This is a genomic window from Streptomyces subrutilus, from assembly GCF_008704535.1.
GTDB classification, from domain to species: Bacteria; Actinomycetota; Actinomycetes; order Streptomycetales; family Streptomycetaceae; genus Streptomyces; species Streptomyces subrutilus.
Window position 1 is genome coordinate 6,937,211 of sequence record NZ_CP023701.1, and the last position, 20,856, is coordinate 6,958,066.

Consider the following 20,856-nt stretch of genomic DNA (forward strand, 5'->3'; position numbering starts at 1 on the left):
GCGGTCAACTCCCCTCGCCCCGGCCGTCGGCCGGTGCCGGTCAGACGGCGGACCCGAGGTCCCTTACCAGTTCGAGCAGTTCACGGACACCGCCGCCCGGGACGGAGCCCGCCCCGAGGTACCCGCTCAGCTCCGTCAGCTCGGCCGGGGTCAGCGAGGCCACCGGCCGCCCGATGAACGAGAGGGGGTGGCCCAGATCGTGCACCGCGTCACCGACGACGAGGAAGCGGCCCCCGGGCGAGGCCGTGACCGCGCGTCCGGCACCGGCGAGCGGGCCGGGCAGCGGTACCGGCGCCAGGTCCACGCAGTCGAAGGCGTACGCGCTGCGGCCGACCGCCGCCCGGCCCCCGACCAGGCGCCATCCCGGCACCGCGAAGAGGTGGTCCAGCTCGGGCCCCCCGGGCCTCGACGCCGTGATCAGCGGATTCCCCGACTCCTCCTCGAAGAGGTGGACGCCGCCGGTGGACGCGGCGGTGACGACCTCGCCGGCCGGCAGGAAGACGGCGGCTTCCACCGTGCCGTGTTCGCCGGGGACCCGCCGCCAGCCCTCGGACCACAGCGGGACCAGCTCCGCGTCGGTCAGCACGAAGCGGTCGCGGGAGGCCAGCAGCAGACGGTTCCCGGTGGGGTCCACGGAGCATGCCGTCACACCCCGCTCCATGCCCAGGTCCGCCAGCCGGACCTCCCGCACCGGCCGGCCCCGGTCGACGACCAGCGCCAGGGGTACCTGCCACGACAGCGCGACGAAGCCGCCCGCCGTGGCCAGCAGCTCGGCCGAGGCGAGGCCCGCTCCGCGCGCCAGCACCTCCGTCCGGCCCGGCCGGTACAGGACGAGCTCGGGCACGGACCCGCGGGCGCCGCGCACCGCGGCGACCGCATCGGGTGCCAGGCACGCCACCGGGGCGGTGCCGACCCGCAGGTGATCGGCCGACCAGAGCGGGCGGCGGGCGGCCGGGTCGTACACCTCGATGCGCGTGGCATGCCCGCCGGGGCCGCCCACGCCGCTCGCGAGGTACGTCTCCCACGCCATCACCGGCCGTTGCGCGGGCCCGAAGGAGACCCGCTCCGGGGCCGCGAGCCCACCCGTGTGCGCGAGCCGCCACACCGACCGCTCCGCCGCGGCCCGGGCGGCCCGCTCGGCGGCCCGCGGCCGCCGCGCGGCGAGCCGGGCCGCGGCGGCCCGGCCCGGACCGCCCTCGGGCGGGACCCAGTGGCGGGGCCGGTGGCGGTGGGCGAGGCGGACGGCGTCGACGACGGGAACCGAGCGCATCAGGTCCCACAGCCCGGCGCGGTCGCCCGCCCGCACCAGCCGTTCGCCCGCCGCGTCGACCTCCTCCGGCGCACCCCAGGCCGCCCGGTCGGCGCCGCGCCGCTGCCGCAGGTAGGACAGGGCCTCACCGATGGCGTGGCGTTCGGTGTCGGAGGACGCCCCGGGCTCCGGGTCCGCGGCGAGCCGCGCGCGGTGCAGGGCGAGGCCCTCCTCGACGAGCGCGACGGCCTCGGTGTGCCGCCCCAGCGCCACGAGCCGGGCGGTCGCGTCCCGGAGCCGGGCCGCCAGCGTCTCGCGGAGGCCGGGCCGGGCCTCGGCCAGCTGCCGGTACAGGTGCACGGCCTCCATGAGCGCGTCGACGGATCGCGTACGGTGTCCCGCCGCCCACAGGTGGTGGCTCTGGAAGACGAGGCCGGCGGCCAGGTCGGCCCCGTGGACCGCCGGGTTGAGATCGGCCATCGAGCGGGCGTTGGCCACCACCGTCGCCGCGCCCTCGGCCGCCTCCCCGGGGCGGCCGGACAGGGTCAGGAAGAAGTCCTTGAGCGTCTCCAGCCGGCCCGCCTCGGGGACCATCGCCCACCAGCGGAACACGGAGCGGTCCAGTACGCCGCCGAACGCCCGCTCGCCCTCCGCGACGGCCTCGTGCGCCCGCGCCCGCTCCCCGGCCTCCCAGAGCCCGGCGGCCAGCCGGGTGTACGCCCGGCCCAGCGCACCCAGGACGTCCGCGACCTCCTCGTCGCGCGCCGACACCTCGGCGCCCTCGTCGCCCCCCGTCCCGTCGCCGTCCCCGACCGCCTCCCGCCCGCTCCCCGGGGGGAGCGGCTCGTACCCGGCTGCCTCGGCCTGCTCCCACAGCAGGCCGATCGCCTCACGCAGCAGGGCGGTCCGCCGCCCGACGGGCAGTTGTTCCACGAAGTACCCGCCCAGGCCGAGGAGGGCGTCCGCGTGGGCGCGCCGGTGCGCCGGGTCCTGCCGGGCACTCTCCCGGGTGAGGCGTACGGCCTCCTCCATGTACGGCAGCGCCCGGGCGTCGCGGCCCGCCTCGCGGTGGGCACAGGACAGCCGCACGGCGAGCCGGGCCCGCTCGGCCGGGTCCGCCGCCCGGTCCAGGCGGTGGGCGGCGAGCCGTACGGCCAGCTCGGCCGCTCCGGACTCCAGCCGTACGTCGCCCGGGGGCAGCCGGGGTTCGATGGCCTCCAGGACGTCGAGGTCCACGGACCCGAGGGTGGCGATCGCGGTCAGCACGGCGTCGCCGCCCCGTACGGCGAGGTCCGGATCGCGGCGCAGCAGCGGGAAGAGGACGGCGGGGCCGACGTGCGGCCAGCGTTCGGCGGCGGCCAGCAGGAAGGTGAGGGCGCGGGGGGTCCAGGCGGGCGCGGCGCCGCCGTCGCGCCGCAGGATCAGGGTGGTCGCGGTCACGGACCACACGTCGGTCGGATGGCCGGTGACGGGGCTGCCGGGAAGGGTGAGGGCCAGGTAGTCCTCGGCGAGGCGGTCGGGCAGCAGCGGTTCGAGGAACCGGGCGGCCGCCGGGTCGGTGGGCGGGTAGTGCGCGGCGTGGGCGCCGAGGGCGTGGTCCGCCGGCGTGCGCAGCAGGAGCCGCTCCAGGAGCGGTCGGGCGGCGTCACGGCGCAACGGGCCGGTGAGGACCGCCGTGTAGACGGTCCGCGCGAGGACGGCCGCGTGCCGGTCGCCCTCCCCGCCTCCCGGCGGCACCCCGCTCCCCGGGTGCGCGGCGACGCCGGCCGGGGGCCGGCGCCAGTTGTCGTGCTCGCGGTCGAGGAGGTAGGCGGTCATGCCCGTGAGCCCGGTGGGCGGCTCGCGGCCGGCGGCGCGGGCGTCGACCCCGACCAGGGCCGCCATGTGGACGGCGAGGGTGAGCCCGAAGTCGGGGCGGGCGAGGTCCTCGTACGGCGGACGCAGTCCGCTGAGCGCGTCCGGATCCGGGTAGTGGGCGGCGAAGCCGCGCACGGCCGCCTCGAACATCCGGATGCGCTCGCCCTGTTCTCCGCGGAGCGGGCCCAGCGGCTGGTCGGAGAGGTCGGTCGGCTGCCGCCGGCGGCCCAGCTGGGCCCGCAGGGCGGGCCAGGGACGGACGGAGCGGGCGATGAGCAGGACCCTGGCGGGGACCGCGTCGCCGAGCACCAGCCGGTTGTGGAACAGCCACCGCAGGTGGGCGTCGGGCCAGCGGTCGGCGTAGTCGACGAGCAGCAGCACCCCGGACCGGCGGTCCGTGCGCAGGTCCTGGCTGCCCTCGGCGGGCGGGTAGGTGTCGGTGCCGTGCACGGCGTCGACGACGAGCCAGCCCGCGTCGGCGCATTCGGCGGCGAAACGGGCGGCGAGGCGGGACTTGCCCGCGCCGCCCGGCCCGTGCAGCCAGCGCACCGCCGACCGGACGGGCTGGTCGCGCCACTGCCGCAGGGCGTCCAGCTCCGCGGTGCGGCCGGTGAACCCGACGGTCTCGCCGCGGGCGTCGAGCATCCGGCTGGGCTGGGCGCGCAGCCACACCGAGTCCCGGCGCAGGACGTCGGCCGCGCCGTGCGCGTCGCGTGCGTACAGCAGGTAGACGGCGGTGCCGTCGCCGAAGACGTGGATGTCGGCGCCGACCGCGCCGTAGGCGAAGCCGGCGACGGCGCTGACGTCCTGCCGGACCTCGTCGGGCAGGTCCACGGTCAGCGGGCCCGGCCCGGGCCGTCCTCGTCGTCGGGCGCCGGCAGCTCTCCCGGCGCCGTCCGGTGGTAGTGGAGGCTGCCGCCCTGGACGGCGAAGAGGGTGCCGTGGTCGCGGGCGGTGTTGTGCTGCGTCCACACCTGCCGTTCTGCGGGCAGCCCGCCCCGGACCTGCGCGACCAGCTCGCGCAACCCGCCCTCGGAGCCGGGGTCTTCCTCCAACAGCAGGAGCAGGCGCCGGCGCCATACCGGCAGCAGCTCGGCCCGGACCTCGTCCGCGGCGTCCGGATCGGTCCGGCCGACCAGGACGGCGTCCTCGTCGAGCTGGGCCCCGATCGTGCTCGCCCGTTCCTCGCCGCCCCGCCCGAAGAGCCGGACGACCCCGCCCCGTGCCCCCTGCCACACGTCGGTGGCCATGGCGCCGATCAGCGCGGTCGCGCCGGCCCCGGCGAGGGCGGCCAACGGCTCGGCCAGCATCCGTCCTCCTGCGTTCGACGTCACGGGCGGTTCGGCACGCCGAACCGCCCCTGCCCGCCTCCAGGTTAGCGCCGAGGGCCACGCGTGCGCAGGGCAAGCGCGGCGGCCACGGCGAGTGCGCCCGATGCGACCACCGCGAGCGTGGCCGGAGAACCGATCGCGCGGTAGGGGCCGATGGCCAGCACGGAGCGCCGTGCCTGGATCGACAGGGCACTTCCGGTGCTTTGGACGGACCCCATCGACACCAGCGACAGGGCGGAGCCGATCGAGCCGAAGGACAACGAGGAGCCGATGGACCCGATGGACAGCGCGCTGCCGACCGAGCCGATGGACAGCACGGACCCGACGGAGCCGATGGAGAGGAACGAGTCCTTCGACCACAAGGAGAGCGAGGAACGGCCGACGGGGCGGGAGGGGAAGTTCACCATGGCGGTCATTGTGCCGCGAGCGGCGCCCCGGTCGGGCCCGTCCGGCGCCAACAGCCCCGCGGTGTCCCGCCGGTGACGGGCAGCGTGGTGGACCGCCCGGCCGCGGCCCGCCCCGGCGCAGCCGCTCATGACCGTCCCGGAAGACGGCTCCGTGTACCGGCGCCGCCGGTGAACGGGATGCGGTCGGGGCTTGCTTCGGTCGGGGTGGGCCGTCCGCCGGGACACGGACCGGGCCGCCGGGTCCGTGCCGTACGGCCGGGGGGCGCGGGGCTACAGGCCGATGTCGGCCAGCCACCGGCCCGTGGTCCTGGGGGACAGGCCGAGCAGCTGCTGGGCGGACCGCTCGGGAGCGATCGCGTTGCCCGCGAGAGCGCCGAGGGCCTGGTAGAGGCCCGCCACCCCGGCGGCGGGGCCCTCGCCGAAGAGGGGCGCGATCGACGCGCCGAAGGCCGTGGGCGTGATGGCCTCGTAGGCCACCTCCCGGCCGAGGCGGGCGCCGAACGCGGCGGCCAGGTCCGGGCCGGTGACCGCGGGGTCCTGTCCGACGGCGATCACGCCGGTGATGTCGGGGCGGTCGAACAGCGCGGCGGCGACCTCGGCGACGTCGAGGTGGGAGGCCCAGGAGACGGGGTAATCGGCGCGCAGCGGGTAGCGCAGCACCCCCCGCTCGCGGGCCGCGTCGAGGACCGGCGGCAGGAGGAGGTTCTCCAGGAACAGCCGGGGCTGGACGACCGCGAAGGAGACCTCGCCGGCCTCCAGCCCGCTGGTCAGCGTCGAGACCGCGCTGTCGGCCGGTTCGTCGAGCGCGCCGCCGCCGGAACCGCTGGTCGAGAAGACCACGCGGGAGGGCCGCGCTTCGCGGATCGCGGCGAGGACGGTGCGCGCGTACCGGACGCGGTCCGCCTCGGCGCCGAGGGGCAGGTGGACGAACACGCCCGCGGCACCCCGGTAGGCCGCCGTCAACTGCTCCGCGGACGAGTAGTCCGCGCTCACCACCCGCGCGGCGCCCTTCACGACGGCGTCCGCGTTGCGGGTGAGGGCGACCAGCGGCCTGCCCGTGGCGGCGAGAGCGGAGACGACAGGGGCACCTTGGGCGCCGGTGGCGCCGTGGATCACATAGGTCATGGGGCCATTAGTGCATGGGGTGCATCAGTTACATCAACTGCACTAATAGGGCGGAGGGGGGTTAGATTGGAGAACGTGACCACGACACCACTGCCCGAATGCGGCGTCGCCCGGTTCCTCGCGCTGCTGGGCGGCCCCTGGGCCACCCTCATCGTGCGCGAGCTGCTGCACGGCCCTCACCGCTTCACGGAACTGCGCGACGCCCTGCCGGGCATCAGCCCGCACACCCTGACCAGCCGGCTGCGCCAGTTCGAGGCGACGGGCATCGTCACCCGGACCGCCTACGCGGAGATCCCGCCGCGCGTCGAGTACCGGCTCACCCCTCTCGGCGAGGGACTGCGCGACGTGCTCGAAGCGATGGCCTCCTGGGGCCTGTCGGTCCCCGGGCCGGCCCCGACCGCTCCGTGACGCGGATCCATACGGTAGGCCGCGCCCGCTGAGGCGTGTCCGCAGGGCCCGCCCGGCGCCCACCTCCGTACGCCGCTCACGGCGCGGTGGTGGGCGTGGACGGTCGCGTCGGGCGGGTCGGCCGCGGCGGCCCGGGCGCTGTCGAGCTCGGCATGCGGGAGACGGCCGCGACACAGCTGCGTCGCTGCACGGCGAGGGCCCACCGGGGGCGGGGAGGTGCGCGTCGGGCGTGCGCGACCGGGGCCGGACCCCACCGCCCCCGAACGCAGTCGCTCAGCTCGGCTCAGCTCAACTTGGCCTGGGCCTCCATGGCGGACGCCTCCAGCCTGGTCCAGTACTCCCGGTACCAGGCCTCGTCGCCCCCGTCCATGTTGCCGTTGGACTCGCGCAGGCCGGCCTTGCCGTCGATCAACTCGCGGACGATGTCGGCGTGGCCGGCGTGACGGTTGGTCTCGGCCGTCATGTGCAGCATGATCCGCTGAAGGGTCACGTCGCCGTCGTCGCCCCACCACGGCACGTGGCCCACGGCATCGAGCGGCAGCGCCTCGATCGTCGCGTCCGCGTGCGCCCAGGCGCGGTGGTAGAGGCCGAGCACGTCCTCGCGCGACTCGTCGGCGGGTGCCCACATGTCCGCGTTGGGCTCGGAGTCCTCCGCGTCCCAGGGGAGGTGCTCGTGGTGCGGGCGGCCGAAGGTCGGTCCGAAGTAACCGAGCTCGACGCTCGCGAGGTGCTTGACGAGGCCGAGGATGTTGGTGCCGGTCGGCGTCAGCGGACGGCGGCTGTCGTACTCGGACAAGCCGTCCAGCTTCCAGACGACGGCTTCGCGGGCCGCCTTGAGATAGCGGTGCAGGTCGTCCTTGGGATCATGGGGCTTCATGGGACCGAGTCTCGCACCGCCCGCCGACCGCGGTCGCGCGGTTTTCGGGCCGCCCGGACGGCAACGGTCGGCCGGCCGGGCCGGTCAGGCCTCGTCCATGCCCCAGGGGGCCGGCCAGGTGTCCGGGCCGCCGCCCCGCCAGTCGATCAGCGGCGACGCGGCGACCCGTTCCTCGTCCCAGTCCGGGGCGTCGCGGCGGAGGAACTCGGCGACGTCCCGGAGGCCGTGCGCGAGGCCGAGGACCTCCGAGCCGACCTGCACCCGGCGTCCTCCCGACTCGTCGGGGACGTGTACCACGACCGTCTCGTTGCCCATGGGTCCAGCCTGCGCCCGCCCGGCCGTCCGGGCATCCGGTGGTCCGCGGCGCCCGCGGCCGTTCGGTGCTCAGCCCGCGACGGCCAGGGTGCGTGCCGGGCCCCCGATCCGCAGCCAGGTCCCGCCGGTCCACTCCCAGACCGCCGTCCGGTCCGCGTCCAGGCGGTAGACGCGCTCCCCCCGGGCTCCGAATCCGGCTCCCGCGTCGCCGATGCGGCCCCAGGCGCCGGCCCGGAGGCGCCACAGGCCGCGGTCCGCGCCGTTGACCGCGTACAGCTCCGTGGCGCCGGCGTGGAGGGCCGTGGCAGGCCCGCCGACCACGGCCCACACGCCCGCCTCGCCCGTCCACCTGAGCACCGCGCTCCGATCGGGATTGAGCCCGAACAGGTACTGGTCCGTCACCACGAACTCCGCACCGGCGCCGCCGGCGTAGGACCAGGAGGAGCCGGTGCCGCCGTACGCGAAGATGCGGCCGTCCACCGGGTCGGTGGCGAACAGGCCCGCGCCGCCTCCGTACAGGCGCCCCGCCGGGCCGCCGATCCTGGTCCACGTACCGGGCCGGCCGTCCCACCGCTCGACCGCGCTGCGGTCCGGGGCCAGCCGGTACAGGTGCGGGCCGCTCATCGCGAAGCCGGCGGCGGGGCCGCTGACGGTGTGCCAGCGGCCGGGCACCCCGCTGTAGCCGCGCAGCTCCCGGGTCCGCGGGTCGACGGCGAACAGCCCCGCCGCGCCCGCGTAGAGCTCCTCGGCCGGGCCGCCGATGGTCGACCAGCCCGTGCCGGTCCCGCTCCACTGGACTACCGAGGCGCCGTCGTCCGCCACGGCGTAGACCCCGCTGCCGCCGGCAGCCGGCACCCCGGCGGGTCCGGGAAGGGCCGCCCCCGGGGTTTCGGGACGGGGTGCGGCGGCGGAGGGGGGCGACGCGGGTGCGGAGGCGCCGGGGGAGGGGTTCGGGGCGGGTGCCGCGATCCCGGGCGCCGCCGCAGGGGAGGCCGGGGCCGGGGCAGGGGTCGGGGGCGATGGTCGTTCCGGCGGGGCGGTCCGCGCCGCGGGCGCGGCCACGGGCGGAAGGGCGGCGCGCCGCGGGTCGTGCTCCAGGGAGGTGGCCGTCACCCCGAGGGCCACGATCACGGCGGTCAGCAGGACCGTGACGCACAGGCGCCGGGCCGCGGACGCGGATCGCCGGAGGGTGGGGAGCCCGGCAGGGACGGGAAGCCGGTCCTGGGACCGGTGTGCCGGGTGTGCCTCGCGGATCCGGAGCGCCCGGAGCTCCCGTGGCTGCTCGGGCTCCCGGCCTCCGTCGTGCGCGCGGAGCACGGCGAGGCTCCGGCGGTGCCAGGGGTCCGCCCGCTCCAGGGAGGCGCCGGCCGCACCGGCCGCACCGGCCGCTTCGCCGCGGACGGCCGGTGACCGAGGCCGTCGCGGCGCCGGTCCGGCACCGACCCGGGGCGCCGCTCGGTCGGCACCGCCCGGAGCGGTCGGCCCCGGCCGCCACAGCACGAGCTCGCTCCCCGGCGCGTGCGCACCCGGCCCGGCGGGGCGCGGTCGGCCGGCGAACGGCATCCCGGCGGGCCGCTCGTCGCCCGGCCGGCCGGCATCGGGACGGCCCTCGTCGGGCGCGTCGTCCCGGGCCCCGCGCTCCGGGGCCGGGCGCCGGTCCGCCTGCCGGAGGGCCTCTTCCAGTTCCTTCTGGAGCCTCGTCGTCAGCCCGAGCAGGGTCCGCACCGCCTCCTGGGACCGGGCCAGTTCGGCATCGGCCTCCCTCCGGGCCTGGCGCAGCAGTTCCCGGGTCTCCGGTGATGGCGCCCTGCCTCCGGCGGGCGCCACGGTCCTGCCCTCCTCGGCGGCGCCCGCCGCCGCGTGCAGTTCCCGCGCCCGCAGCCACAGTTCGGCCCGGCCCCGATCGTCGCGGGCCCGGCCCGCCACCACCCGCTGCAACAGGTCCAGCGGGATGATCTTCACCCCGGAGCGGTAGTCGCTCCAGCTCGTCTTGCCGGCCCCGTAGGCCCTCGCCAGTTCGCGGACCGTACGGCCCTGCGTCACGGCCCGCAGGAATACCGCCAGCTCATTCGCCTGGACGGTTTCCCCTTTCGGATCCCCTTGTAAGCGCCCCGCCCTGCCCATTCGGAAAACTCCTCGGATGATGCGGGCACCGCCCTTTCGCCCGCCCTGTGTTTTTCGCGATTCCCCAGGAGACCAGGTGCCGCCGCCGCCTTCCAGCGCTTGTCGGACAACATGGCCGGCAGTGGCTCGATCGCGCGGGCGAGATCGGCGGGATCCGGATCGTGTCCGCCGGACAAAGCCCGTTTGTCCGCGGCTGAGCTGCGTCTTTCCGGATTCTTGTGGACGGACAATCGCGCGGCCCGGAAATCTGGCGGCTCCGGCGGAACCGATCGCCGGATACACGGGGGACCGTTCCGAGCAGATACGAGAAGAGAGAAGACATGCAGAAGAGGAAACTGGCCGTGCTCGCCCTCGCGACCGCGGCGGTCACCGTTCTCACCACCGCGACGTCGGCGAGCGCCGAGACCCGGATCATCACCGGCGCGTACGTCTACTTCAACCCGGCCACGAACACGTTCGGCATCGGCGACACCGTGGCCGACGGGCGCACCCCGTACCTCGACGTCCGGATCAACGGCGGCCCGCAGCAGTCGATCCCCAACCACAACGGCAACGGCACCTGGCGCGACTGGGCTCCGAACGAGAGCGGGATCCGAGACGGGAACACCCTCGCCTGGCGCGCCCGGGTCTCCGGCGGTGCGGTCTCCGGCTGGGTGTACGAGCAGGCCTAGGCCGTCGCCGTGAATCCCCCGGCCGCCCGGATGACGAGGCGGGCCGGGGGAGTCCGGGTGGTCGGGGGCGTGCCCGCGGGCGCCCCGGCGGTGGGAGGGCCGGGCGTCACTCGCACGGCCCAACCGGCCGTGACTCAGTCCGGCGGCCAGAGCACCTCGTCCGCGCCGGGCAGGTCGTGGACCGCCGCGGCCGTGCCCGTCAGGGGCAGCAGTCCGGAGAGGGGGCAGAGCGCGGGGACCTCGTGGTCGACCTCCCACTGGCTCGCCGCGTTCCCGCCGGCGCGCTCCGTGGTGCAGACGGCGTACAGGTGGCCGGAGCAGCCGCGGCAGAGCAGCACGTGGTGACGGCTCACGGCCGCACCTCCATCCGGGGCCCCCGTACGCCCGGCCCCCGTACGCCCGGCCCCCGTACGGCCCGACGCGGCTGGTGCGGGCCGCCCGCGCCCGGGCGTGCGGGGCGGCGGCGGGCGGGCGGCGTCGGCGTGCCGGGTGCGTCGTGGGCTTGTAGCGTCGGCGGCGTCAGGAGTCCCGGTGACCCGACGTCAGTCCGCCGGCCGGTCCGCTCGCGCGGAAGCCCCGCCGGCGCACCGGACCACCCGCATGCCGCCCGCACCGGCGCCGAGCAGGTCCGACCTGCGCGCCGCAGCCGGACGCCCGGGCAGCGCCCGTACGAGAGGCCGTGCCGATGCCGCAGGATGCCGCGACCGCACCGATAGCCGTGGACGCCCCGGACCGTACCGAAGCCGTGGAGCCCGCGGCCTCCGCCGCCAGTTGGATCCGGGTGGAGCGGGGCACCGCCGCCCCCGAGGAGCTGGCCGCCATCGCCGTCGTGGTCGCCTGCCTCGCGCGCCGCACCGGGCACGGGCACGGGCACTCCGCGGTCCGGTCGAAGGCGACCGGACCGGGACGCGGCGGCCGGCCGTCGGGCCCGCCGGGGGGCGCCGGCTGCTGGGCAGGTTGCTGGGCCTGCCGCTGAACCCCTTCCGCCGGCCGCGCGCACGGCCGGCGGAAGGGCGGGCGAGGTGCTCACGCCCGGTGCAGCACCGTCGAGAGGACTGCGCGGAGCTCGGCCCGCGGGTCGGCGACCGCCCCCTCGGAGCGCCACGCCACGAACCCGTCCGGGCGCACGAGCACCGCCCCGTCGGCCGGCAGCGCGTGGACCTCGGCCCAGTCGGCGCCGTCCTGTGCGACCAGGTCGGCGTCCGGGCCGGTACCGACCGCGTAGGCGTCGACCCGCACCGAGAGTTCTCCGGCCACGTCCTGCGCGGCCTGCCGCCACGGCGTACCCACCCCGCTGAGCAGGACGAACGACCGCTCGTACAGGTCCAGCGTGGAGACGCGGCCACCCGCCCGGGTCAGCCACATGTGCGGGGCGCGGGTGCCGGTGTCGCCCGTGAGGCGCAGCTCCTCGGGAATGACCGGCCGGGCCGGGTCGGCGCCGACGACCGCACCCTGCGGGTAGGCGTAGCCCATCGCCGTCACGAGCATCCCGCTGCCCGGGCCGCCGCCCATCGTGGGCGGCGGCACGTAGCCCGGGTGGCTGTGCTCCGCCGAACGGGCCGAGGCCCGCAGGCTGGTGGCCTGGGCCACCGGCAGCCGTTCGGCCTCGTAGGTGTCGAGCAGTCCCGCGCCCGCCGATCCGTCCAGGACCGCGGCGATCTTCCAGGCCAGGTTGTGCGCGTCCTGGATGCCGGTGTTGGAGCCGAACGCACCGGTCGGGGACATCTCGTGGGCCGCGTCGCCCGCCAGGAACACCCGGCCGGACGAGTAGTGCCGTGCCACCCGTTCGGCCGCGTGCCAGGGCGCCTTGCCGCCGATCTCCACGTCCAGGTCGGGCACGCCGATCGCGGCGCGGATCTGCTCGGCGCAGCGCTCGTCGGTGAAGTCCTCCAGGGTCTCGCCGCGCTCCGGGTGCCACGGGGCGTGGAAGACCCAGTGGCTGTCGTTGTCCACCGGCAGCAGGGCCCCGTCGGCGCCCGGCCGCATCAGGTAGCAGATGATGAAGCGCAGGTCGCCGAGGGCCTCGATGAGCCGCTCGGAGCGGAAGACGATGCTCACGTTGTGGAACAGTTCGCCGTTGCCCGTCTGCGGGATCCGCAGCTGTTCGCGGACGGGACTGCGGGGGCCGTCCGCCGCGATCAGGAAGTCGGCGCGCACCGTGGTGTGCTCACCGGTCTCCCGGTCCTTCACGAGGGCGCTCACCCCCGTCGCGTCCTGGTCGAAGCTCATGAGCTCGGTGGAGAACCGCACGTCGGCGCCCTGCGCGCGACTCTGTTCGGCCAGCACCGGCTCGATGTTGTTCTGGCTGCACAGGCACCAGCCGGTCGGGCTGAACCGGCTCAGCGCCCCGGACGGATCGATGGCCTTGACCAGCCACTTCCGTTCGCCGTCGATCAGGGAGTCGGTCTGCAGGATGCCCTGGTTGGCCTCCAGGACGGACGCCTCCCGGCGGATCCCGGGCTCGGCGCCCGCGGTACGGAACAGCTCCATCGTCCGGGCGTTGATGCCGCGGCCGCGCGGGTGCTCCGAGGTGCCGGCGTGCTTCTCGACCAGCAGGTGCCTGACTCCGAGGCGGCTCAGGAACAGCGAGGTGGACAGGCCCACCAGCGAGCCGCCCACGACGAGGACCGGTACGCGGACATCGGCTTTCTCTTCCATCGGCTACGGGCTCCTTCTTCTGTGCGGGGGAGTGGAGTCCTTATGCCCCCGATCGACCACCGGGCCCGGTCGATTCGCCGCTTGTCACCCACTTGATCCGGACATGTAGCGGTACGTGCGCACCCGGACGACGATGAGCCACAGCGGCTCCCTCCCGGGACGCGCCGGCCTGCCGCCGCCCCCGCGGCGGACGCCGGCCCGGGAGACCGCCACCGGTGACGGACGAGGGGTCCGTACGCGAGGGATCTCCACCCCCTCATGAAGGAGTGAACAGATGACAACCACCGTGTCCGAGCGGGTGTCGCAGTCCGCCTTCGACGGCTCCATGCTGCGGGTCGTCCTGCTGATGGACCTCCACGAAGGGGCCCAGCAGCGGTTCTTCGAGGCGTACGAGCAGCTCCGCCACGACATCGCGTCGGTTCCGGGACACATCAGCGACCAGCTGTGCCAGTCCTTCGAGAACCCCTCGCAGTGGCTCATCACCAGCGAGTGGGAGAGCGCCCCGCAGTACCTCGCCTGGGTGAACAGCGAGCACCACACCGAGCAGGTGAAGCCGCTCGGTGCCTGCGCCCGCGCGATGCGCCCGCTCAAGTTCACCGTCCTGCGCGAGACCGGCCGCGCCTACGACCAGGCCGCCCGCCCGGTCGCCGCCCGGCTCCAGCCCACCCCCCGGCTCGGCGCCGGCATCGTCCGCCACGCCCTCACCTTCACCGTCAGGCCGGACAGCGTGCGGGAGGTCGCGGCCATCCTGTCGAGCTACGCCTCGCCCGCGGCCCGGGTAGACGAGCACACCCGGCTCTGCCGTACCTCCCTGTTCATGCACGGCAACCGCGTCGTGCGGACGGTCGAGGTCCAGGGCGACCTGATGGCGGCGCTGCGCCACGTCTCCGAACAGCCCGAGGTGCGGGCCGTCGAGGAGGCCATCAACCCCTACCTGGAGCAGGACCGGAACCTGAACGACCCCGAGTCCGCCCGCCTGTTCTTCATGAAGGCGGCCCTGCCCGCGGTCCACCACGTCGCCGCCGAGGAGGGGGACTCCCCGGACGTGACGCGGCACGCGCTGTTCCACCCCGCGAAGCCCGGCCTGGGAGAGGCCCTCGCCCGGTTCCTCGCCGAAGAGGACGAGGCCGCGGCCAACCGCCCGGCCGGACCCGTCCGCAGCAGCAGCATCTTCCAGCGCGACGACATCGTCGTCCGGCTGATCGACGTACGCGGTCCGCTCGACTCCGACGCCGACCTCGACGCGGCCCTCGGCACCCGCGACCCCCGCCGGGCGGAGGAGTTCGCCCGCCTGACGGCCGTACCCGCCGAGCGGACCGGCGCCGGGCCCCGCACGATGAACCTGATCACCGACCGCCGGGCCCCCGCCCGTTCCTGACCCCCTTGCGGTCCCCACCCCGGCCCCGCCCAGGCTTCCCACACGCCAGGAGGAAACCCGCCATGACCAGACAGCGCCCACGCATCGTGGACCTCAGCGAGACGCCGCCCAACCGCAGGCGCGGCGGCGACCTCAGGGCGGTGCTCACCCCGACCTCGGTGGGCTCCACCAGCGGGTTCATGGGCATGGCGATCATGGCCCCCGGTGAGTCGATCGCCGAGCACTACCACCCGTACTCCGAGGAGTTCGTGTACGTCGTCGCCGGCCGGCTGGAGGTGGACCTCGACGGCGAGGCCCACCCGCTCCGCACCGACCAGGGTCTCCTGGTCCCCCTGAACGTGCGCCACCGCTTCCGCAACGTCGGCGACACCGAGGCCCGGATGGTCTTCCACCTCGGTCCGCTCGCCCCGCGCCCGGAGCTCGGCCACGTCGACACCGAAGAGGCCCCGCATCCGGAGAGCACCGCCTGGGAGCAGCCCCCGGACCGTACCGGGGTGGTCTCGTGACCCGCCGCCGGGTGGCCGTGACCGGGGTCGGCGTCGTCGCCCCCGGCGGCATCGGCGTCTCGGCCTTCTGGGACCTGCTGTCCCACGGCCGGACCGCGACCCGCGGCATCACCCTCTTCGACCCGACCGGGTTCCGCTCCCGGATAGCCGCGGAGGTCGACTTCGACCCCGCCGAGAACGGCCTCACCGAGGAGGAGGCGGCCCGCGCGGACCGGTACATCCAGTTCGCCCTGGTCGCCGCCCGCGAGGCGCTGCGCGACTCCGGCCTCGACCTCACCACCGACACGGCCTGGCGCACCGGCGTCTCCCTCGGCACCGCCGTCGGCGGCACCACCCGGCTGGAGCACGACTACGTGGCCGTGAGCCAGTCCGGCTCCTGGTGGGACGTCGACCACAAGCTGGCCGGCCCCTTCCTGCACCGGGCGTTCACCCCCGCCACCCTCGCCTCCGCCGTCGCGGAGCAGACGGGTGCGCGCGGACCGGTGCAGACCGTCTCCACCGGCTGCACCTCGGGGCTCGACGCGATCGGGTACGCCGTCCACTCCATCGAGGAGGGCCGGATGGACGTGTGCATCGCCGGCGCCTCCGACTCGCCCGTCTCGCCCATCACCGTGGCCTGCTTCGACGCGATCAAGGCCACCTCGCCGAACAACGACGACCCCGCCCACGCCTCGCGTCCCTTCGACGCGAACCGCGACGGGTTCGTCCTCGGCGAGGGCGGCGCCGTGCTCGTCCTCGAAGAGCTGGAGCACGCCCGCGCCCGCGGTGCGACCGTCTACTGCGAGATCGGCGGCTACGCCACCTTCGGCAACGCCCATCACATGACCGGTCTGACCGCCGACGGCCTGGAGATGGCCCGGGCCATCCGGACGGCCCTCGCCCAGGCCCGCATATCCCCGTCCGACATCGACTACGTCAACGCGCACGGCTCGGGCACCAAGCAGAACGACCGCCACGAGACGGCGGCCGTCAAGCGGGTGCTGGGCGACCACGCGTACAAGACGCCGATGACCTCCATCAAGTCGATGGTGGGCCACTCCCTCGGCGCCATCGGGGCGATCGAACTCGCCGCCTGCGTGCTGGCCATGACCCACCAGGTGGTCCCCCCGACGGCCAACTACGAGACGCCGGACCCCGAGTGCGATCTCGACTACGTGCCCCGCACCGCCCGCAGCCGCACGCTGCGCAGCGTGCTCTCGGTCGGCAGCGGCTTCGGCGGGTTCCAGTCCGCCGTGGTCATGAGCCGGCCGAAGGAGGAGGTCTCGTGAGCAGCCGTACGGTCATCACCGGCATCGGAGTCGTCGCCCCCAACGGCTTGGGCGCCGAGGCCTTCTGGAAGGCCACCCAGTCCGGTACCAGCGTCCTGGACCGCGTCACGCGGCCGGGCTGCGAGCACCTGCCGCTGCGCGTCGCCGGCGAGGTGCGCGGATTCGACCCCGGCACCATGGTCGAGGACCGCTTCCTCGTCCAGACGGACCGGTTCACCCACCAGGCCCTGGCCGCCGCCGACCTCGCCCTGGAGGACGCCCGGCTCGGCCGGGCCGACTACGAGGGCGACCCGTTCTCCGTCGGCGTGGTCACGGCGGCCGGCTCCGGCGGCGGCGAGTTCGGCCAGCGCGAGCTCCAGCACCTGTGGGAGCAGGGGCCGCGCTTCGTCGGCCCGTACCAGTCGATCGCCTGGTTCTACGCCGCGAGCACCGGCCAGATCTCCATCCGGCGCGGTCTGAAGGGCCCCTGCGGGGTCGTCGCCAGCGACGAGGCGGGCGGGCTCGACGCCTTCGCGCACGCCGCCCGCGGCATCCGCCAGGGCAGCCGCGCGATGCTGGCCGGAGCGACCGAGGCGCCGCTGGCGCCGTACTCGATCGTCTGCCAGCTGGAGTACGACGGGCTGAGCACCCTGGACGACCCGGAGCGCGCCTACCGGCCGTTCACCGCCGGTGCCTGCGGGTACGTCCCGGCCGAGGGCGGCGCGATGTTCGTCGTCGAGGACGAGGCGGCCGCCGTCGCGCGCGGAGCCACCGTGCGCGCCGTCCTCGCCGGCCACGGCGCCACCTTCACCGGCACCCGGCGCCACGACCCGTCGGGCGAGGGCCTGGCCCACGCCATCCGCGGTGCGCTGCGGGAGGCGGGCTGCGCCCCCGAGGAGATCGACGTGGTCTTCGCGGACGCCCTCGGCACTCCGGAGGCGGACGCGGCCGAGGCCGCGGCCCTCGCCGACGCCCTCGGCGCGCACGGCCGCAGGGTGCCCGTCACGGCCCCCAAGACGGGCACCGGCAGGGCCTACTGCGCGGCGCCCTCCCTCGACACCGCGGCCGCGGTCCTGGCACTGGAGCACGGCATCGTCCCGCCGACCCCGAACGTCTACGACGTGTGTCACGACCTCGCCGTGGTGACCGGCGCCGCCCGCCCGGCGGAGCTGCGCACCGCGCTGGTCCTCAGCCGCGGCCGGATGGGCTCGAACTCCGCGCTCGTCCTGCGCAAGGGCCCCGCGGCGGGGGTGTGACGGGCCGGAGCAGTCCAGAGCAGTCCCCTCACAGGAAGGCAGACGCCACCATGTCCGACCGACTGACCATGGAAGAACTGGCGGCCTTGATGAAGACCGCCGGCATCACGGTGGACCCGCACGAGATGGCGCGCCGTCCCGATTCCGCCTTCGACTCGTACGGACTCGATTCGCTGGGCCTGCTCGGGATCGTCGGCGAGCTGGAGAACCGGCGCGGCCGGGCGCTGCCCACCGACGCCGACCGCTGCAAGACCCCCGGCGAGTTCCTCGACCTCGTCAACAACAGCCTGATGACAGGAGCATGAGATGGCAGGGCACACCGAGAACGAGATCACCGTCAACGCGCCGCTGGACCTGGTGTGGGACGTGACCAACGACCTCCCCAACTGGCCGCAGTTGTTCAGTGAGTACGCCGCGCTGGAGATCCTGGAGGAGGACGGGGACACCACCCGGTTCCGGCTGACCATGCACCCCGACGAGAACGGCACCGTGTGGAGCTGGGTCTCGGAGCGCACCGCCGACCGCGCGGCCCGCACCGTGCGCGCCCGCCGCGTCGAGACCGGCCCGTTCGCCCACATGGACATCCACTGGCAGTACGACGAGGTGCCCGGCGGCGGCACGCGGATGAAGTGGACCCAGGACTTCGCGATGAAGCCCGAGGCGCCGGTCGACGACGCGTGGATGACCGACAACATCAACCGGAACTCCAAGGTCCAGATGGCCCTCATCCGGGACAAGATCGAGCAGCGCGAGCGCGAGCGCACCGCTCCCGCTGCCAGCCGCGCCTGACACCGGCCCGGGCCGCCAGGCCCCGCTCCTCCCCGCCTCCGCAGCGAAAGGCAGCACCACGGATGCACCGCGCCCTCATCGTCGCCCGCATGGCGCCGGGATCGGCCCCCGACATCGCCGACCTGTTCGCCGGCTCGGACGCCGGCGAGCTCCCGCACCTGGTCGGGGTCTCGCGCCGCAGCCTGTTCCAGTTCGGCGACGTCTACCTGCACCTGATCGAGTCCGAGCGTCCGCCCGGTCCGGCGATCGCCCAGGTGACCGGGCACCCCGAGTTCCGGGACCTCAGTGACCGGCTCACGGCCTACATCAGCCCGCACGACCCGGAGACCTGGCGCAGCCCGAAGGACGCCATGGCCCACGAGTTCTACCGCTGGGAGAACCCCGCCGCGAAGTGACCCGAGCGGCCCGGACGGGACCCGCACACCCCGGTGTGCGGGTCCCGCCGCGTCCGCCCGCGCTCCCCCCGCCCGCCCCCGGACCCTCCCGCCCCCGCCGGGGCGGCTCAGGCGCCCGCGCTCCGTGCTCCGCCTGCTCGTCCGGCGCACCGCCGACCACAGGGCGTGAGCTATGTTTGAACGCGAGTGACATGAGAAGGAGGCCCTCCGGTGTCATCGGGGCAGCAGGCACGCGCGCAGGCGGCCGCGATCAAGCCGAGCGGCCAGTCGCCGGAGCGGGGCAAGCCCCCGGCCGACCGGCTCCTCGCGCTCTTCGACGGCCGCCGCCTCTCACCGGGCCAGCGCCGCATCGCCCAGTACCTGATCGACCACCTCACCGAGGCCGCCTTCCTGTCGATCACGGAGCTCGCGGAGCGGGTCGGGGTCAGCCAGCCCTCCGTGACGCGCTTCGCCTCCTCCCTCGGATTCAGCGGCTACCCCGCCCTGCGGGACGTGCTCCAGCCCATCGCGCTGAGCGCGGTCGCCGGGGCCCCCGACAGCCGCGAGCAGATCCGCCGCAACGAGCTCCAGGCGGCCGTGGACAACGAGATCGAGAACCTGGAGAACGTCCGGCGGCTGCTCGCCGACACCAACCAGGTCCTCGACATCGGACGGGAGCTGGCCGGGTCGGTGCCCCTGACCGTGCTCGGGCTGCGGATCTCGGTCTCCCTCGCGGAGTACTTCGCGTACGCGGCCCGGCGCATCCACCCCGACGTACGGCTGGTGACCCGCGGCGGCAGCGTCGCCTTCGACGCCCTGCTCCAGTCCCGGGCGGCCGGCGGCACCTGGGTGCTGGCCTTCGCGATGCCGCGGCACGCCCGGGAGACCCTGGCGGCCGTCCGGGCCGCCCGGAGCACGGGGCTGCGCGTGGTGCTGATCAGCGATCCGACGCTGGGCCCGCTGGTGGACGAAGCGGACGTGTCACTGACGGCGGGCACCGGGTCGCGCCTCGTGTTCGATTCGTATGCGGCTCCCGGAATGCTCTCCGCCGCCCTTCTTCAAGCCATGGCCGATGCCGATCCGGAGCGGACGCAGGCGCGGCTCGAAAGCTATGAGCAGGTCGCTGACCAGCACGGATTCTTCCTCTAGCCGTGTACGTGCCAGGTGTGTTGCGGGGGTGGTATTCAGCCATCGACGTGTATGAAATTTTTCATACGCTTGCTTACTCGACGGTATATATGTTTACTGGCGGCGGCGCTCCGGATCCTCCAGATGCCAAGGAGGGCGACCCCACGTCCCCCTGAAGAGACGCCCGGCACGACGGCCCCTCCTCACGTCGCGCCGGACGCCGAGTCCAGGCCTACGGATCCCGCTGGGCGCCCCGGCGGCCTCGGTCAACCCCTGGGCCGAGGCCGCCCACCAGCACCTCTCGATCAGAGTTCGACACCCCTCGGAAGTGACGAGAATGCCCCAGACGGCCACCACCACGCGCAGTCCCGACTGGCCCCTCCAGGTCAAGGCCCCCGGGACGCACGACTGGGAGCGCACGGCCGCCCGCTGGCTGCGCGAGCTCCTCCCGGCCCGCTACGGCGGCTACCTGACGCTCAACCGCCACCCCGCGGTCCTCGTCCGGCACGTGCAGCTCCAACTGCAGCACGAGATGCGCGCGGTGCGCGTCGCCCTCCAGACCAGCCGGGCCGAGCTGCCCCGGCTGGGCGTGGCCGAGTCGGTCATCGAGAACACCATCCGGATGTACGCGGTGGAGCTGGAACAGCTCGGCCGGCTCTCCCGCGGGGTGCGCCTCGTCAACGACGCGCTGTGCGCGGCGCGGCGCCGGCGCTGACACCGGCCGAATGGGCTCAGGCCCGGCGCCGCCAGGAGCGGAGCCGGTCGGCCACGTCGAAGACGGTGGCGCGCAGCAGGCGGACGTCGGCGATGAGTTCGCGCCACTGGTCGTAGTCGGCGTCCAGTGCGCAGCCCGACGCCTCGACGTAGGCGACGGCGACCCCGTACGCGAAGTACTCGTTGTGGTCGGGGAGCGGCCGCAGCAGGACGATCGACTCCAGCAGGGCCGCCGCCCGCCAGTAGGCGTCGGGTCCGTCCACGTGCAGGCTGGGCGTGTCCACCCGGTGACGGGCGACGGCGGCGACGAGCGCGGAGTGGTCGGCGACCTCCACGTCCTTGAACAGCGCTTCCTGGCGCTCCAGCAGCCAGCGGTGGTCGATGTGCAGTTCCACGGGTCTCACGCCGCCCGGAAGCCCGCGGCGCGGTGGACGCGGGGCGC

22 protein-coding genes are annotated in these 20,856 nt (G+C 75.0%); 12 read left to right on the forward strand and 10 right to left on the reverse strand.

Translation table 11 applies throughout. The features are described 5' to 3' along the window. Positions 1-40: 40 nt before the first annotated feature. The 4 genes from CP968_RS30975 to CP968_RS30990 form a co-directional block, all read right to left on the reverse strand. Complete coding sequence (locus CP968_RS30975) at positions 41-3,940, reverse strand: hypothetical protein (protein ID WP_150521125.1); 3,900 nt, start codon at positions 3,938-3,940, stop codon at positions 41-43. Between the two features lie 2 nt (positions 3,941-3,942). Then, entirely contained in the window at positions 3,943-4,416 is a 474-nt protein-coding gene (locus CP968_RS30980) for a hypothetical protein (RefSeq protein WP_189829008.1), read from the reverse strand. Positions 4,417-4,481: 65 nt separating this feature from the next. After that, positions 4,482-4,844: a hypothetical protein gene (locus tag CP968_RS30985; protein ID WP_150521126.1), complete on the reverse strand. Its 363-nt coding sequence runs from the start codon at positions 4,842-4,844 to the stop codon at positions 4,482-4,484. 270 nt (positions 4,845-5,114) lie between these two features. Beyond that, positions 5,115-5,969: an SDR family oxidoreductase gene (locus tag CP968_RS30990; RefSeq protein ID WP_150521127.1), complete on the reverse strand. Its 855-nt coding sequence runs from the start codon at positions 5,967-5,969 to the stop codon at positions 5,115-5,117. Between the two features lie 75 nt (positions 5,970-6,044). Here CP968_RS30990 and CP968_RS30995 point away from each other — a divergent pair, with 75 nt between their 5' ends. Further along, positions 6,045-6,377: a winged helix-turn-helix transcriptional regulator gene (locus tag CP968_RS30995; protein ID WP_150521128.1), complete on the forward strand. Its 333-nt coding sequence runs from the start codon at positions 6,045-6,047 to the stop codon at positions 6,375-6,377. 283 nt (positions 6,378-6,660) lie between these two features. On the opposite strand, the gene CP968_RS31000 is transcribed toward CP968_RS30995, so the two are convergent. From CP968_RS31000 to CP968_RS31010, 3 genes are all read right to left on the reverse strand, one after another. Then, on the reverse strand, positions 6,661-7,254 hold the full coding sequence (locus tag CP968_RS31000; RefSeq protein WP_150521129.1) for a DinB family protein: 594 nt from the start codon (positions 7,252-7,254) through the stop codon (positions 6,661-6,663). 84 nt (positions 7,255-7,338) lie between these two features. Next, on the reverse strand, positions 7,339-7,569 hold the full coding sequence (locus CP968_RS31005) for a hypothetical protein (protein ID WP_150521130.1): 231 nt from the start codon (positions 7,567-7,569) through the stop codon (positions 7,339-7,341). 69 nt (positions 7,570-7,638) lie between these two features. After that, positions 7,639-9,612 carry a hypothetical protein gene (locus CP968_RS31010; protein ID WP_150521131.1) on the reverse strand — a complete coding sequence of 658 codons (1,974 nt, stop codon included), beginning with the start codon at positions 9,610-9,612 and terminating at the stop codon, positions 7,639-7,641. Positions 9,613-10,013: 401 nt separating this feature from the next. Here CP968_RS31010 and CP968_RS31015 point away from each other — a divergent pair, with 401 nt between their 5' ends. Further along, positions 10,014-10,364 carry a hypothetical protein gene (locus CP968_RS31015; protein ID WP_150521132.1) on the forward strand — a complete coding sequence of 117 codons (351 nt, stop codon included), beginning with the start codon at positions 10,014-10,016 and terminating at the stop codon, positions 10,362-10,364. A gap of 134 nt (positions 10,365-10,498) precedes the next feature. Here the strand turns inward: CP968_RS31015 and CP968_RS31020 are convergent, their stop codons facing one another. Then, a complete protein-coding gene (locus CP968_RS31020; protein WP_150521133.1) occupies positions 10,499-10,717 on the reverse strand; it encodes a hypothetical protein in 219 nt (72 codons plus the stop codon). 332 nt (positions 10,718-11,049) lie between these two features. On the opposite strand from CP968_RS31020, the gene CP968_RS31025 reads away from it, so the two are divergent. Continuing rightward, positions 11,050-11,340 (forward strand): acyl-CoA carboxylase epsilon subunit, encoded by a 291-nt coding sequence (locus CP968_RS31025; RefSeq protein ID WP_150521134.1) that lies wholly within the window; start codon positions 11,050-11,052, stop codon positions 11,338-11,340. A 50-nt stretch (positions 11,341-11,390) separates the two neighbouring features. On the opposite strand, the gene CP968_RS31030 is transcribed toward CP968_RS31025, so the two are convergent. Further along, a complete protein-coding gene (locus tag CP968_RS31030) occupies positions 11,391-13,022 on the reverse strand; it encodes an FAD-dependent oxidoreductase (RefSeq protein ID WP_150521135.1) in 1,632 nt (543 codons plus the stop codon). Between the two features lie 274 nt (positions 13,023-13,296). Here CP968_RS31030 and CP968_RS31035 point away from each other — a divergent pair, with 274 nt between their 5' ends. The 9 genes from CP968_RS31035 to CP968_RS31075 all read left to right on the forward strand — a co-directional run bounded on the left by CP968_RS31035 (position 13,297) and on the right by CP968_RS31075 (position 20,415). Next, positions 13,297-14,400 (forward strand): SchA/CurD-like domain-containing protein, encoded by a 1,104-nt coding sequence (locus CP968_RS31035; RefSeq protein ID WP_150521136.1) that lies wholly within the window; start codon positions 13,297-13,299, stop codon positions 14,398-14,400. A 62-nt stretch (positions 14,401-14,462) separates the two neighbouring features. Continuing rightward, positions 14,463-14,906 carry a cupin domain-containing protein gene (locus tag CP968_RS31040; protein WP_150521137.1) on the forward strand — a complete coding sequence of 148 codons (444 nt, stop codon included), beginning with the start codon at positions 14,463-14,465 and terminating at the stop codon, positions 14,904-14,906. After that, complete coding sequence (locus CP968_RS31045; RefSeq protein WP_150521138.1) at positions 14,903-16,174, forward strand: beta-ketoacyl-[acyl-carrier-protein] synthase family protein; 1,272 nt, start codon at positions 14,903-14,905, stop codon at positions 16,172-16,174. The genes CP968_RS31040 and CP968_RS31045 overlap by 4 nt, the downstream gene beginning before the upstream one ends. After that, entirely contained in the window at positions 16,171-17,409 is a 1,239-nt protein-coding gene (locus tag CP968_RS31050) for a beta-ketoacyl synthase N-terminal-like domain-containing protein (RefSeq protein WP_150521139.1), read from the forward strand. The genes CP968_RS31045 and CP968_RS31050 overlap by 4 nt, the downstream gene beginning before the upstream one ends. 50 nt (positions 17,410-17,459) lie before the next feature. After that, positions 17,460-17,714 carry an acyl carrier protein gene (locus CP968_RS31055; protein WP_150521140.1) on the forward strand — a complete coding sequence of 85 codons (255 nt, stop codon included), beginning with the start codon at positions 17,460-17,462 and terminating at the stop codon, positions 17,712-17,714. 1 nt (position 17,715) lies between these two features. After that, the gene (locus tag CP968_RS31060; protein ID WP_150521141.1) at positions 17,716-18,198 is read left to right on the forward strand and encodes an SRPBCC family protein; all 483 of its coding nucleotides are present in this window, start codon (positions 17,716-17,718) and stop codon (positions 18,196-18,198) included. Positions 18,199-18,260: 62 nt separating this feature from the next. Continuing rightward, positions 18,261-18,593, forward strand: coding sequence for a TcmI family type II polyketide cyclase (locus CP968_RS31065; protein WP_150521142.1), 333 nt, complete (start codon positions 18,261-18,263; stop codon positions 18,591-18,593). A 210-nt stretch (positions 18,594-18,803) separates the two neighbouring features. Continuing rightward, entirely contained in the window at positions 18,804-19,721 is a 918-nt protein-coding gene (locus CP968_RS31070; RefSeq protein ID WP_150521143.1) for a MurR/RpiR family transcriptional regulator, read from the forward strand. A 316-nt stretch (positions 19,722-20,037) separates the two neighbouring features. Beyond that, positions 20,038-20,415, forward strand: coding sequence for a hypothetical protein (locus CP968_RS31075; protein WP_150521144.1), 378 nt, complete (start codon positions 20,038-20,040; stop codon positions 20,413-20,415). 16 nt (positions 20,416-20,431) lie between these two features. On the opposite strand, the gene CP968_RS31080 is transcribed toward CP968_RS31075, so the two are convergent. Then, a complete protein-coding gene (locus CP968_RS31080; RefSeq protein WP_150521145.1) occupies positions 20,432-20,809 on the reverse strand; it encodes a toxin Doc in 378 nt (125 codons plus the stop codon). Positions 20,810-20,856: the final 47 nt, after the last annotated feature.

Bases quoted from the DNA above. Each gene is read 5' to 3' on its own strand.
- CP968_RS30980 (WP_189829008.1), bottom strand. From the start codon at position 4,416: ATGCTGGCCGAGCCGTTGGCCGCCCTCGCCGGGGCCGGCGCGACCGCG.
- CP968_RS30985 (WP_150521126.1), bottom strand. From the start codon at position 4,844: ATGGTGAACTTCCCCTCCCGCCCCGTCGGCCGTTCCTCGCTCTCCTTG.
- CP968_RS30990 (WP_150521127.1), bottom strand. From the start codon at position 5,969: ATGACCTATGTGATCCACGGCGCCACCGGCGCCCAAGGTGCCCCTGTC.
- CP968_RS31000 (WP_150521129.1), bottom strand. From the start codon at position 7,254: ATGAAGCCCCATGATCCCAAGGACGACCTGCACCGCTATCTCAAGGCG.
- CP968_RS31005 (WP_150521130.1), bottom strand. From the start codon at position 7,569: ATGGGCAACGAGACGGTCGTGGTACACGTCCCCGACGAGTCGGGAGGA.
- CP968_RS31015 (WP_150521132.1), top strand. From the start codon at position 10,014: ATGCAGAAGAGGAAACTGGCCGTGCTCGCCCTCGCGACCGCGGCGGTC.
- CP968_RS31025 (WP_150521134.1), top strand. From the start codon at position 11,050: ATGCCGCAGGATGCCGCGACCGCACCGATAGCCGTGGACGCCCCGGAC.
- CP968_RS31030 (WP_150521135.1), bottom strand. From the start codon at position 13,022: ATGGAAGAGAAAGCCGATGTCCGCGTACCGGTCCTCGTCGTGGGCGGC.
- CP968_RS31035 (WP_150521136.1), top strand. From the start codon at position 13,297: ATGACAACCACCGTGTCCGAGCGGGTGTCGCAGTCCGCCTTCGACGGC.
- CP968_RS31040 (WP_150521137.1), top strand. From the start codon at position 14,463: ATGACCAGACAGCGCCCACGCATCGTGGACCTCAGCGAGACGCCGCCC.
- CP968_RS31055 (WP_150521140.1), top strand. From the start codon at position 17,460: ATGTCCGACCGACTGACCATGGAAGAACTGGCGGCCTTGATGAAGACC.
- CP968_RS31060 (WP_150521141.1), top strand. From the start codon at position 17,716: ATGGCAGGGCACACCGAGAACGAGATCACCGTCAACGCGCCGCTGGAC.
- CP968_RS31065 (WP_150521142.1), top strand. From the start codon at position 18,261: ATGCACCGCGCCCTCATCGTCGCCCGCATGGCGCCGGGATCGGCCCCC.
- CP968_RS31075 (WP_150521144.1), top strand. From the start codon at position 20,038: ATGCCCCAGACGGCCACCACCACGCGCAGTCCCGACTGGCCCCTCCAG.